Source organism: Streptomyces sp. NPDC051041 (assembly GCF_044456065.1).
In the GTDB taxonomy this organism is placed as follows: Bacteria; Actinomycetota; Actinomycetes; order Streptomycetales; family Streptomycetaceae; genus Streptomyces; species Streptomyces glaucus.
On the sequence record NZ_JBITFM010000014.1, the window covers coordinates 60,464 to 73,040 of the forward strand.

Sequence of the window (12,577 nt, forward strand, 5' to 3'; positions counted from 1 at the left end):
GGCTCACTTTTACAAGCGAGCCACCCACTCCAAACGGCCAAAATTCGAGGTCACGGAGCCGCTCAAGCGTGACCAACTGCCTACCCGAACTTGCCGGCAGCTCGCCGTCGGCCCTATCCCCTCTTGGCCCTGCCTCGGGTTGCGGCCGGGGGCCTCCAGTTGCGAAGGTCGTCGTCGGTAAGTCCGTGCTCGCCCTGCTTCTGCTGGCGGTAACCGGCGAAGAAGTCGGCAGGAGAGCCGCTATAGAGCATGTCGAACTCGTTGTGCCACTGGTACAGCCACGGTTGGAGTTCCAGCAGGCCGGCGAGGAACGGCGTGATCTCCTCGGTGGACAGCGCGGTGTTGGTGAAGTACGTCGCCAGCGCCTGCGCCTGCTCCTTGTGATCCCAGCCGGCCCACCCGTAGAGGTCCGGAGTGGCGGCGTTGGTCTGCCCGTAGGAGATGAACCGCTCTTTGGGCACGTCCAGCTTGCCGCGCGCCCTCCAGTAGGACGGGCGCAGAAAGTCGGCCGAGGTGTACTTCGGCGGCACTGGGATGGAGCCTTGGATCTTCCGCTTGGTCTGCTCGTCCGGGGCGGCGTCCTCCTTGCGCTGGAGATCCCACACCTCTTCCCAGTCGGCGCGCTTCTTCAGCCCGGAGGGCTTGTAGCGCAGGGCCGAGAGGAACGGCACATGCTCGTCGGTGATCAGTTCGGCGACGACCTTCGCGAGTTCCTTGCGGGGCGCGTAGAGCTTGGCCACGGAGACGAAGTCCTCGTCTCGGGAGAGCGCATCGGTGAGGCGGGCCAGGGTGAGGATCATCGGCTGGCCGTTCCCGTCGAACCAGAGGTCACGCTTCTCCATCCGGTTCAGCAGCCAGGAACGCAGGGCCTTTTCCTGCAGCGCGTCCCAGCCCTCGGTCGCCCAGCGGCGCTTGTACTCAGGTCGTTCGACCATGCCGATGGCCCGGTTCGACACGATGGCGTCGATGCGCTTCTGAACGATCTTCCGGTAGGGCGCCGGCCAGTGGGCGGGGATTTCGGTGATGGGCTTGGAGTTGTGCCGCTTGAACCACTCGTCACTGGCCTCGCCCGCGGCTACGCGGCGGGCGAGAATGATCTCGAACGCGCGCTCGCCGAGGGCGAGTTCGGGAATATTGGGGTCGTCGGGGTTTTCGGATACGCGGAGGTCTTCGGGGTGGAGATTGTAGAGGGAGTAGACCTGCCAGTCCAGTTCCTCCTGTAGGGCGATCATTCGGGCACGGAGAGCCGTCCAACGAACTTTCGCCTCGCGGAGCGCGGAAGCAGCGGGGGCGTCCCCTTCGATGAAGGCCGAGGGTGAGATAGCGGAGAGTTGCTGGGCAAGGGTGTCGAGGGCTGCGGCAAAGGCGGAAGGGTGCTCGGCTGGGAGAGGGAACTCCTGGAGCTTAGTGCCAGTGAACTCAAAGAACCGCTCCCAGTCGTCGCTGGTAAAACCGCCACCCTCTCCACGGATGCCCTTGTCATGGCTGACTTGCTTCAGCCAAAATCCAGCCGTAGAACTATTGAGTATCCCAAGCAGCCACAGGTGGGCTTCCTCGCTCGCCCCCTCTCGCAACTTGATGACAGGTGCAGTACGGATGAACACTTGTCGATCACGATTCAGAACGAAGTGGTTATGCGTAGAAACGAATGGAAATGCGATTGAAAAGGATGCTTTATATCGCCTCCTAAAGAACATTGAATACTCATACCATCTTAGTCCGCGTTCAAGTTGAGTCTTGCCAAAGGCAATTCTTCTTCTCAAATAAATTCGAGCAGGCCAGAGCATACGCTCAACGCTGGGTGGCGCGTCGGCTTCTAGGTCAGTCTCACGGTAGGGCCATAGCGACAGCACTGGATCGTTGATCGAGTAATCCCGAACCTCTCCGCCTTCCACGAGGCTTCGTTGATGAGTTGGCGCGATTCTATGACGCCGCAGTGCTCCGGCGCCAACCATGTATGCTTCATCTTCCCGCGTAACAGCACCTGCTCCGATCTCCTCAGAGATCATCGACAGAGTCATTTCTGCGCCACTATTCAGTTGATCGACCATCTCAAGGCCACCGTCGGTGAGAATCCAGGGCTGTCTACCGAAGTACTTCTTGCGGTCCAGGTCGTCCACGGACACCCACTGGCTCGCCGAACCTGGCTGATCAATCTGTTCGACGATCGCCCGCCAGACCAGTCCCTCCTCGGCGTTCTCCGGTGCAGCAGGCTCTCCCTGTACGCTGCGGACGGCTCGGATGACTGCCGATCGCGCGCTCCCACCCCGCTGCCTGCCAATCAGAATGACTGTCGGCGTCCCGTGCCCCGGAATGTATGCACCCGACGTATCGATAACCTCGGTCAGCTCGACCGCGTGCCCGAAGTAACCCTCGATAAGCTTCGTTCCAAACTCGCGCTTCATGAACGAGTTCGCGGTGATCTGCCCGACCATGCCGTATCCGTGCCCCTGGGCATCGCCGCGCTTGGCCAGCTCAAAGAAGCGCTGTGCGAACGGAACCGACAACGCGTACGTGCCGGCACACGTCGGATACAGCTCCCGGTACAGCTCATTGAGCTTTTTATCTTTCACCGTGATGTAGGGCGGGTTCCCGACCACCACGTGATAGCGCCCCGCTTGCAGGATGTCCGGGTACTCGTGTACATCCTCCGTGGCGTACTTGAACTCGGCCAGCTCGTCTGCGATAGCCTCGTCCACCTCTCCGAACAGGTTGCCCTGTTGGGAGCGGCGCGCCTTGATGAGCGAATCCCCGACTGCCAGATGAATCGGCCACTCGTACTTGGCCGCATCCCCCAACGTCCGCACCCCACTCGCCGCCATGGCCGCGACCAGCAGGCGGAACCGACCGATAGCTACCGCGAACGGGTTGATGTCCACACCGTGTACCGAGTTCAGCGCTTCCCGCACCCGCTCATGCGCATCGCGCCCCGGCTTCCCTTCAGCCCACAGCCGCACCAACCGCCGAAACGCCCCCACCACAAAGTGCCCCGACCCGCACGTAGGGTCGATCATCTTCAGTTCCTCGTACCCGAACTCCCGCACCGCCGGGTTCATCGTCCGGTCGAGGATGAACTCCTCCACGAACTCCGGTGTCTGGAGCAGCGCGTACGTCTTCCGGGCGGACTCGCTCAGGTCCTGGTACAGGTCGCCCAGGAAGCGGGTGTCCCAGCCCTCCGTGCCGTCTTCGTTCAGCGGGTCGGTGAAGTCGTGGACGAGGACGCCCGCCTCGTCGCGCCGGCGCCAGAACTCGACCAGTTCACGCGCGCCGTCGTGCGAGAGTGGGATCTGGTACAGCGGGTTGTGCCGCTTGTCGAAGAGCAGGCGGCCCGCCTGACCCGTGCTTAGTTCGTCGAACGCCTTCTCCAGCCAGCCGCGGTAGGTCGGGTTGTCGTCCGTCTCCACGTAGGCGTCGTACCGGGCCTCCGCCAGCTCGCGCCGGTCATCGTCCGGACCGGTCAGGTAGGGCTCGGGGATCAGCTGGTTGTCCTCGCAGAAGCGGACGAAGACCGTGCCCAGCACCCAGGCCACCGCGACCTGCGTGATCCGCTCGTCCAGCCACGAGTTCCACGTCGCGGCCGTACGTCCGAGCTTGCGGGCCTGGTCGTACTCGGCGCGCAGCCGGGCGTGGACCTCACCGAGTGCCTTGACTTGCTTGCCCAAGTCGGTCTCGACCGCCTTGACCTGCTGCTTCAGGTCATCCAACAGAGCCTTGCGGCCGATCACAGCACCTCTCCCTGGTCACCTTTACAAGAGTTCTGCATGCTACTGCTCATCCCAGGAGCGACTTGTTACGGAAGGGCTCCGTCAAGGTTGGTGCAGTTTCGGCGACTGCGCCAAACCATAAGCCGCCGCTGTTCGCCGCTGTTGGTGTCAACCCCAACCGACGACCTTGACAAACGCATGATCTGCGTGCTTGGGCATGGTGCGTCCGATATCGCAGGTCGGCTTGGGTGACCCGAGGGTGTCGGTCTGCGTACCTGTCGCTGGTAGTCAACACCTGCCGTTGCAGGCTCCCATCGGGCGGCCCAGCAGACGGGGCAGTGGTCCCGCATGGCTGACGTGGCCACGCCCTGTTGGCAAGTCACGATGCGTATAATTTGGGTTGCACGGAGAGAGATACCGTGTGGGGTCTAAGAGACGGCCATGCGCTGCCGCAAAGTTTTTACGAGACGGCACCTGAGCAGGGGGAAAATTGTTCGAGACCGTTGAAATTTCTGAGGAGCAAGCCGCAACACTCCTGGCGCGACAGGAAGGGCACTTCCTTGACTTCAAGGATAAAAGAATCCCCCCCGCTAAGGTAGCAAGGGCTGTTTCTGCGTTCTGCAATGCGGATGGTGGCGATCTGTATATTGGGGTCAACGAGTCATCCGCAGGTTTTTCCTGGGACGGTTTCGCGGATCCTGAGGATGCCAATCAAGTGATTCACGCACTTGAGGACGTATCTCCTTTCGGTACCGACATAGACGCCGAGTTCCTTTACTCGGAGGAGCTTCCGGGTTATGTTCTACACATCAACGCGCGCAAGTCTCGAGTTATTCGCAAGACGCCCGACGGGAAAATTTATAAACGCCTCAGCGCTCAAAATGCTCCGGTAACTTCGGATGATGCCATAACTGCGCTGCGCAGACAGAAGGGAATTGAATCCTTCGAGTCTGAAACTCTTCCGATCGACATCGAGGTTGTAACCAACTCGGAAGCAATCCTTGAATACCTCCTGAGTGCGGTGCCCGTCACGGAACCGGAGACGTACCTTAGGAAGCAGCATCTGCTTGTCTCGGGAAAACCAGTAGTAGCGGCTGGACTCCTCTTCGCTGACGAACCGCAAGCTTTCCTGCCCAAGCGATGTGGCATCAAGATCTATCGATATAGCAGCGAGGAACAGTCGCGTGATCGCCTTGTAGAGGATCCGGCCACCATCGAGGGTCCGCTCTACAAGCAGATCTACGATGCCGTGGACCGAACGGTGGAGATAGTCGCAGCCGCCGCCTTCCTCGATGAAGACGGCCTGCGCAGTGTGAAGTACCCACGTGAGGCACTGCACGAAATTATCACTAACGCCGTCCTGCATCGGGATTACTCCATTACGGATGACATTCATATTCGAATCTTTGAGAATAGAATCGAGATTCAGAGTCCAGGTCGACTGCCGGGTCATATCACAACCAAAAACATCCTCGATGAGCGACTTAGTCGCAATCCATACCTTGTACGCCACCTGAACCGGTTCCCTAACCCGCCCAACAAGGATGTTGGCGAAGGTCTTAATACTGCCTTCGAGTCGATGAAAAAGTTAAACCTACGTTCTCCGATTATCGAAGAAAAAGGTAATTCGGTACTCGTTACTGTGCGCCACGAAAGCCTGGCTTCCCCGGCCCAGCGGGTGGTCGAGTATCTTAAGGTAAACGACTCCATCAAGAATGAGGAGGCTCGGAAGCTGACGGGTGTTGGCAGTGAGAGCAAGATGAAAAAAATCTTCGAAAGCCTGATTCAGGCGGATGAAATTGAGCACAAGCCGGGTACCGCTGGTCGTGGGTATGCTTATCAGCTCAAGAAGAAGGGGGATGGCTCCGTGTAAGGAATCGTTCGACGGATTTTGGGCTACAGCGGGCTGTTTCCTGCTATAGCAGTCACTGCTTCCTCCAGCTCCTATCCCGTACGCCGTCGACCCACACACCGTGGAGCGGGCGTGGTCCCTGGCGTCCAGGTGGAGCGCGCCACTGTACGAACGACCTGGACGCCAGGGACCGCGTCTGCTCGGCTTCGCCTGGGTCGACGGTGGACGGGATAGGAGCTCCCCGCGCACGCCACTACGGGCCCGCAGTCAGAAGCGGCGCCCCCTCCATCCCGGTGCCGGCCGATCCCCCGCCGGAGGCATCGGCTTTGACCGCGGGTCGCACTGTGCGGTGATCGACTTATGGCCTCTGGCCCTATCCACGTGTGGGCGCGCATCGGTGCAGCGTGCGCGGAGCGGGCCGAAGGCAGGAGCGCAGCGCGCAGCGGAGCCGGGAAGCGCGCCCGGCGGAGCGGAGCGCAGCCGGGGCTTGATGACGTAGAGAAAGTCTGAGCCACCCGAGAGTCGCTACAGCCTGAACGAGAGTTCCAACTCGTCACCCGGCAGATGGAACTCTTCTAGAGCCAGAGGCTTGTCTGCCTCCGTGAGCGTCACGCGGATGACGTGCAACATGGGGACTCCGTCCGCCAGTCGGAGGACTTGGGCCTGGTCCGGTAGGGGCATGCGGGTGCGGACGTACTCCGTGAAGTGGAGTTCGTGGCACAGACCGGCGAGGGCGGTGTAAAGATCCGGCGCCGGCGGTGGGGCCTCCTCCTCGTACTTGGTGCCGATGAGGACGGAGAACGGCACGTACGTCCGGTGGAGCTGGCGCAGGCGGCCTTGGTCCGCGGTCTGCAACGCGTCGTACGTGAACATCGGCTCACCCGGCGGGATGCGGAGCAGGTCCGCCAGAGCTAGCGGGGCGTCGGTGCGGGTGGCCACGGGGGGTTCGGCGTCGGTCCAGCGGATGCCGTCCGCCTCGACGTACCGGCCGTCAGAGGTCCGCCGTACGCCACGCGGGCGCGTAAGACCGGGACGGCTGTGGGGGGAACGGGCGAAAGTGCCGCGACCCATGATGGCCTCGACGAGACCGGACGCCCGTAGTTCGGCCAGCCCTTGACGAACCGTGGGACGTGTCACGCCGAACTGCTTCGCCAAGGCTTCCTCAGAGGGGAGTGGTTGGCCGGCTGGGAAGGTTCCGTTCAAGATGCCTTCGCGCAGGTAGCCGGCGATCTGCCGGTACTTCGGCTGCGTCTTCTTTGGCGGCATGCGGGCCCTCCACGGCCGTGGTCAACTACTTCTTTCTTTCGCGGTGGATAGCTGCCTACCACGAGTGAAAGCAGCTTCCCCTACCTCAGGACGGTTGACAACCCGTACTACGGGTCGTCACTCTGGTCTGGCGCCACCCGTAGTACGGGTGGTCTAGCAACCCGAAGGGTTGGTCTTCGGGTGTTAGAGATGAGGAGATCCGAAACAGTGGCAAGCCTTCCGATCGACACCGCGAAGTTCACGGGGATCATCTGCGCCGTGCCCCCGGCTCCGCGGGTCGCCAACCGTGAGACCGGTCAGCTCCGGGTCGACCGCGAGACCGGCAAGACCGTGTACCAGGTCGGCCTGTGCCTGATGGCCGGGGCGTCCGCGGACGTCGTGACCGTGAGCGTGGCCGGGGAGCCGACCGGTGTGCAGACCGGCATGCCGGTGGCCGTGCGGGACCTGGTCGCCACGCCTTGGGAGAACGAGGGGCGGCACGGGATCGCGTTCCGCGCGGCGGAGATCCGGCCCCTGAACGCTCCCGCTCCGGCGGGCAAGGGGGCCGGGCAGTGAGGAACCTGGCCTCCACCGCTTCGGCCGGGGCGACCGGGCCGAGTTGGGTTCTGGTGGTGGCCGCAGTGCTGGTGTCGGGTCTGCTCCTCGCAGGCCTGGCCCTGCGCCGCCGCTACCCCGCCGCCTGGTGGGTGTTGCTCGGTTTCCCGGCCGCGGCCCTCCGAGTGGTGCGCACCTGGCGGCCGTTGATGGCGGGATGCGGACTCGCCGTGAGCCGTCGCCCGGCTCTGACCGTCGTGTCCGGGCTCGTCGGGAACGGGGCGCCCCCGCCGCAACCGCGCGTGCCCCGTCCCGGACTCATACGCCCTACCCCCGGCGGTTTCCTGCTGCTGGTCCGGCTGTTGCCGGGCCAGGTGCCGGAGGACTTCGTCAAAGCCGCACCCGCCCTGGCGGAGGGTTGGCAGGTGCACGCGGTGCGGGTGACCTCCTGGAAGCCGGGAGTCGTACGGATCGTCGCCTCGGCGGCCGACCCGCTGGCCGCTCCCCGGGTGCCGAAGCGGCGGGGGCCCGGCCGGCTGCTCCGGGTGACCGTGGGCGCGCTGGAGACCGGGGCCGCGTGGGTGGTCGACCTGCGGCGCGTACCGCACTGGTTGATCGTCGGGGCCACCCGCTCCGGCAAGTCGACGCTGATCAACGCCCTCGTGGCGGGCCTCGCTCCGCAGCCCGTCGCACTCGTCGGGATCGACTGCAAGGGCGGCATGGAGCTGTCCCTCTACGAGCCGCGGCTGTCCGCCCTCGCGACCAACCGGGAGCAAGCGGTCCGGCTGCTGACCGCGCTCGTGGATCTGACCCTCGACCGCATGACCCTGTGCCGGGCGGCTCGCGTCCGCAACATCTGGGGTCTGCCGGACAAGGAACGTCCGGTCCCGGTCGTCGTGATCGTCGACGAGATCGCGGAGCTGTTCCTCGTGGCGAGCCGGAACGAGAAGGACGAAGCGCAGGCGGCCGGCACGGCGCTGATCCGGCTGGCCCAACTCGGCGCGGCCCTGGGGGTGTTCCTCGTAGTCGCCGGCCAGCGCGTCGGCTCCGACCTGGGGCCGGGCGTCACCGCGCTACGGGCCCAACTGGGCGGCCGGGTCTGTCACCGCGTGGCCGACCCCGGTACGGCCGAGATGGCGCTCGGGGACCTCAACCCCGACGCGCTGAAGGCGGCGCAGGCCATCACCCCAGAACAGGCCGGTACGGCCGTCCTCGCCTCCGGGGACGGCTGGGAACGCGCCCGGTCGCACCTGATCACGGAGGCCGATGCGGAGGCCGTGGCCGCCGAGTACGCGCACCTGACTCCCGTTCTGCCTGAACTGCACGTCGAAGCGCTGTGAAAGGGGCCTGCCGTGCTGGTGTCCATGTCCGCCGTTCTGCTGCTCGGTCTGCTGATCTGGTTCCTCCTCCGCATCCGGTACCTGCGGTGGGCGGACCTGCTGCTCTGCGGAACCTTCGGCTTCCTGCTCGCCCGGACCGTGGCCGCGCCGCTCGTCCAAGCGCTCCTCGACGGCGTCAGCGGCTTCCTCGGCCAGCTCCGCTTCTGAAACAAGCCACCGACCCGAGAAGGGGACTCCCCGTGTCCGACCACGTCATCCGCTCCGGTGACCGTGCCGCTTTCCTGGCCGGTCTGCGGGAGCTGATCGACTTCCTGACCGCTCATCCGGCGCTCGCCGTACCGCGTTACGCGTCCTTCGCCGTCCTGGTCGACGCGCCCGACTCCGCCGCGCGCCGGGACGGGGTGGAATCCGTCGCCGCTCCACTCGGCGTGCCGACGGAGGACACCGGCCGCGGCTACTTCCACGCACGCCGCGACTTCGGGCCGATCTCGTACGCCGTCGTCGGGGTGCCTCCCGAGGAGCGGCAGTGACCGCCCGCACGACGGGCTCCCGACGGGGCGCGAAGTCGCCAAACCCGACCCCGTCAGGAACCCACTCCATCCGCCACGTGAGCAGTGAAAGGAGCACTCACACTTTGTCCACCGCGCACCATTCGCGCAAATCCCCGCTGCCCGACTGCGATCTCAGGCAGCGCGAAGCGGAGGTCTCGACCTGCGCCGGACGAGAACAGATCGTCCTCGTCGGACTCGACGACGTCGAGCAGCGCCTGTGCCCCGGGCACGCCGCCGCGCTCTGGCTCACGGACCCGACACTCCGCTTCAGTGCCAAGACCCGGCCGGAGGGGATTTCGGCCGTGATGGGGCAGGCGTTCGGCGGTGGGGGTGGTCGCCGATGACCATGGCCCTTCCGAAGAGCGCCGCCGCCCTCGTCGCCAGGGCGTCGGAGCCGGAGTTCGCGGCCTGGCGCCGGAACATCGTCCGCCTCGGAGGCTGCACCAACCCGATTCACCTGGTCGGCGCGGCAACCGTCTACGACACCACCACCGGCGCGGTCCTGCTCTCCTACGGGTCGGACGTCTACGGCGGTCGCCTGCTCACCGCGTGCGGCAACCGGCGGGCGGTGGTCTGTCCGGCCTGCTCCGGCCTGTACCGGGCGGACACGTACCAACTCGTCCGGGCCGGGCTCGTCGGCGGCAAGAGCGTCCCGGAGGCGGTGAGCGGTCACCCGCGGGTGTTCGCCACGCTCACCGCTCCCGGCTTCGGCCCGGTCCACACCCGCCGGGAGCACGATGGGCGCGTACGGGTCTGCCGTCCCCGGCGGGCGGGGGAGTGCTGCCCGCACGGGCGGCCGGCCGGATGCCGTGAGCGCCACGCGGCGGACGATCCCCGGCTCGGGGAACCGCTCTGCCCGCGCTGCTACGACTACGCGGGGGCCGTCCTCTGGCACGCCTTCGCCGGCCGGCTCTGGCACCGGTTCGGGCTGGAGCTGCGGCGGGAGGTCGCCCGGCGGGCCGGGCTGTCGCGTACGGAGTTCGGGGAAGTCGCCCGGCTCTCGTACGCGAAGGTCGCCGAGTACCAGCGGCGGGGCCTGGTCCACTTCCACGCCGTGATCCGTCTCGACGGACCGGACGGACCCGACTCGGCCCCGCCCGGCTGGGCCACGGTGCCCCTCCTGGCCGACGCCGTCCGGTCCGTGGCCGGACGGGTACGGCTGACCGCTCCGGGCGCGGAGGTCCTCGGCCCGCGGGTGCTGCGCTTCGGCACCCAGGTCGACGTACGGCCGGTCACCTCGTCCGGGCGGGCAACGGGGGAGCGGCCGGCTCCCGCTGCGGCCGTGGCGGGCTACATCGCGAAGTACGCCACCAAGGGGGCGGAGACCGCCGGCGCGGTGGACGGCCGCATTCACCGCGCACGCGACATGGTCATGCTGCCGGTACGTGCTCATGTGCTGCGCATGATCAGCACGTGCTGGTGGCTCGGCGGCCTGCCGGAGTTCGCGTCCCTCGGGCTGCGGAGCTGGGCCCACATGCTCGGGTACGGCGGCCACTTCTCCACCAAGTCGCGCCGCTACTCGACCACGCTGACCGCCCTCCGGCAGGCCCGTGCCGACCACCGCGCGGAGCAACAGCGGGCCTTGCTCGGCCTGCCGGAGCACTCGACGGTCACGGTCGGCCGCTGGCGTTACGCGGGGCGCGGCTACTCGCCGGAGGCGGCGCTCCTGGCCGCCGCCGTGAGGGAGGGCGGTGGTCGCCATGGCGCGTGAGAGCCGTACCAAGCCGGCCGAACTGCTCACCGTGCCGCAGGTCCTGCACGAACTGGGCGGCATCTCCCGGCGCACCTTCTACCGCTGGCGGGAACTGCGCATCGCCCCCGCCTGTATCCGGCTGCCCAACGGGGAGCTGCGGGTCCGCCGTGACGTGCTCGACGACTGGTTGGAGGAGCGGGCGGAGGGAGCGGCCTCGTGAAGTCGTACAAGGTCTCCGTCTGGAAGCTCTCGGTCAACAAGACCACCAAGAAGCCGACCTACCTGGTGCGCTGGGTGGTCGACGGACAGCCGTTCAGCGAGTCGCACAAGACCAAGGCACTGGCCGACCGCTTCCGGGCCAAGCTGGTGCGGGCGCTCGACAAGGGAGAACCGTTCGACACGGTCACCGGCCTGCCCGACTCGCTGCGCGGCGGCAAAGCCGCCCTGTCCTTCCTCGACCTGGCGGTGAAGTACGTGGACGCCCGGTGGGCGGAGGCGTCGGCCAAGCAGCGGGACAGCATGACGGACGCGCTGGCGACGGTCGTTCCCGTCCTGGTCAAGCCGGGGCGGGGGCGGCCCGCTCCGGAGGTCCTGCGGAGGACGCTGCGGTCGTACGTCCTCCCGGTCCCTCGTCGGGAGCGGGAGCGGCCGGAGGAGATCGCGGCGGCGGTGCGGTGGATCGAGAAGGCGTCGCTGCCGGTCGGGGAGCTCCAGGAGATCACTCGCGCGCACGAACTGATCGATGCGCTGGGGCGGAGGCTCGACGGCAGGCCCGCTGCCACCCAGACGTACCGGCGGCGGCGCGCGGTCGTCTTCAACGCACTGGAGTACGCGGTCGAGCTGGAACACCTGCCGTCCAACCCGCTGAGCCGGGTTCGGCGCAAGCGAGGGAAGCGGGCCGTGCAGGAGGTGGACCGCCGGGTGGTGGTCAACCCTCGGCAGGCCCGGGAGCTGCTGACCGCGCTCACGTACGTGGGCGGCTACGACCGGGCGAGCGGCCGACGGCTGCGGGCGTTCTTCGGGTGCCTGTACTACGCGGCCATGCGGCCGGGGGAGGCGCTGGGGCTGCGTCGCTCCGACTGCACGCTGCCGGCGTCGGGCTGGGGCCGTATCGAGCTGGCGGAGACCCGTCCCACGGCCGGGAAGGCGTGGACGGACTCCGGAGAGGCGCACGACCGGCGCGGCCTGAAGCAGCGGGCCCACGGTGAGGTACGCATCGTGCCGATTCCGCCTCCGCTGGTCCGTCTGCTCCGTGAGCACCTGAAGGAGTTCGGCACGGCGGAGGACGGCCGGCTGTTCTCCAGCGAGCGAGGCAACGTGATCGCGGCCTCGTCGTACTCCAGGGCGTGGAAGCGGGCTCGGGAACTGGCGCTCGTCCCGGATCAGGTGGCGTCGGTCCTCGCGCTCCGGCCGTACGACCTCCGCCACGCGGGCGTCTCCCAGTGGCTCAACTCCGGAGTGCCCGCTCCAGAGGTCGCCGCCCGCGCGGGCCACTCGGTGGACGTCCTGCTGAAGATCTACGCCAAGTGCATCGACGGCCAGGAGCAGGAGATGAACGACCGGATCATGCAGGGACTGGGGGAGGAGGACCACACCGCGGACTGACGCAACCGCACGACCGGCGAACGGGAGCCCCG

The 12,577-nt window shown here is 66.4% G+C and carries 11 protein-coding genes; 9 read left to right on the top strand and 2 right to left on the bottom strand.

Translation table 11 applies throughout. The features are described from left to right. Positions 1-113: 113 nt before the first annotated feature. A complete protein-coding gene (gene pglX / locus ACIBAI_RS21215; RefSeq protein WP_399036368.1) occupies positions 114-3,725 on the bottom strand; it encodes a BREX-2 system adenine-specific DNA-methyltransferase PglX in 3,612 nt (1,203 codons plus the stop codon). Between the two features lie 469 nt (positions 3,726-4,194). On the opposite strand from pglX, the gene ACIBAI_RS21220 reads away from it, so the two are divergent. Then, positions 4,195-5,577 carry an ATP-binding protein gene (locus ACIBAI_RS21220; protein ID WP_399036371.1) on the top strand — a complete coding sequence of 461 codons (1,383 nt, stop codon included), beginning with the start codon at positions 4,195-4,197 and terminating at the stop codon, positions 5,575-5,577. Between the two features lie 504 nt (positions 5,578-6,081). On the opposite strand, the gene ACIBAI_RS21225 is transcribed toward ACIBAI_RS21220, so the two are convergent. After that, on the bottom strand, positions 6,082-6,822 hold the full coding sequence (locus ACIBAI_RS21225) for a GntR family transcriptional regulator (RefSeq protein WP_399036373.1): 741 nt from the start codon (positions 6,820-6,822) through the stop codon (positions 6,082-6,084). 207 nt (positions 6,823-7,029) lie between these two features. Between ACIBAI_RS21225 and ACIBAI_RS21230 the strand changes: the two genes are divergently transcribed. The 8 genes from ACIBAI_RS21230 to ACIBAI_RS21265 all read left to right on the top strand — a co-directional run bounded on the left by ACIBAI_RS21230 (position 7,030) and on the right by ACIBAI_RS21265 (position 12,545). Further along, the gene (locus tag ACIBAI_RS21230; RefSeq protein WP_399036376.1) at positions 7,030-7,377 is read left to right on the top strand and encodes a hypothetical protein; all 348 of its coding nucleotides are present in this window, start codon (positions 7,030-7,032) and stop codon (positions 7,375-7,377) included. A gap of 209 nt (positions 7,378-7,586) precedes the next feature. After that, positions 7,587-8,696 carry an FtsK/SpoIIIE domain-containing protein gene (locus tag ACIBAI_RS21235; protein WP_399036484.1) on the top strand — a complete coding sequence of 370 codons (1,110 nt, stop codon included), beginning with the start codon at positions 7,587-7,589 and terminating at the stop codon, positions 8,694-8,696. A gap of 12 nt (positions 8,697-8,708) precedes the next feature. Then, a complete protein-coding gene (locus ACIBAI_RS21240) occupies positions 8,709-8,903 on the top strand; it encodes a hypothetical protein (RefSeq protein WP_399036377.1) in 195 nt (64 codons plus the stop codon). A gap of 32 nt (positions 8,904-8,935) precedes the next feature. Next, positions 8,936-9,226 carry a hypothetical protein gene (locus tag ACIBAI_RS21245; RefSeq protein ID WP_399036380.1) on the top strand — a complete coding sequence of 97 codons (291 nt, stop codon included), beginning with the start codon at positions 8,936-8,938 and terminating at the stop codon, positions 9,224-9,226. Between the two features lie 104 nt (positions 9,227-9,330). Beyond that, entirely contained in the window at positions 9,331-9,591 is a 261-nt protein-coding gene (locus ACIBAI_RS21250) for a hypothetical protein (protein ID WP_399036381.1), read from the top strand. Further along, on the top strand, positions 9,588-10,958 hold the full coding sequence (locus tag ACIBAI_RS21255; RefSeq protein ID WP_399036384.1) for a replication initiator: 1,371 nt from the start codon (positions 9,588-9,590) through the stop codon (positions 10,956-10,958). Before ACIBAI_RS21250 ends, ACIBAI_RS21255 begins: the two co-directional genes overlap by 4 nt. After that, complete coding sequence (locus ACIBAI_RS21260; protein ID WP_399036385.1) at positions 10,948-11,160, top strand: helix-turn-helix transcriptional regulator; 213 nt, start codon at positions 10,948-10,950, stop codon at positions 11,158-11,160. The genes ACIBAI_RS21255 and ACIBAI_RS21260 overlap by 11 nt, the downstream gene beginning before the upstream one ends. Next, entirely contained in the window at positions 11,157-12,545 is a 1,389-nt protein-coding gene (locus ACIBAI_RS21265; protein ID WP_399036387.1) for a tyrosine-type recombinase/integrase, read from the top strand. Before ACIBAI_RS21260 ends, ACIBAI_RS21265 begins: the two co-directional genes overlap by 4 nt. Positions 12,546-12,577: the final 32 nt, after the last annotated feature.

Excerpts from the sequence above, each read along its gene's own strand:
- ACIBAI_RS21225 (WP_399036373.1), bottom strand. The coding sequence starts at position 6,822 with ATGCCGCCAAAGAAGACGCAGCCGAAGTACCGGCAGATCGCCGGCTAC.
- ACIBAI_RS21255 (WP_399036384.1), top strand. The coding sequence starts at position 9,588 with ATGACCATGGCCCTTCCGAAGAGCGCCGCCGCCCTCGTCGCCAGGGCG.
- ACIBAI_RS21260 (WP_399036385.1), top strand. The coding sequence starts at position 10,948 with ATGGCGCGTGAGAGCCGTACCAAGCCGGCCGAACTGCTCACCGTGCCG.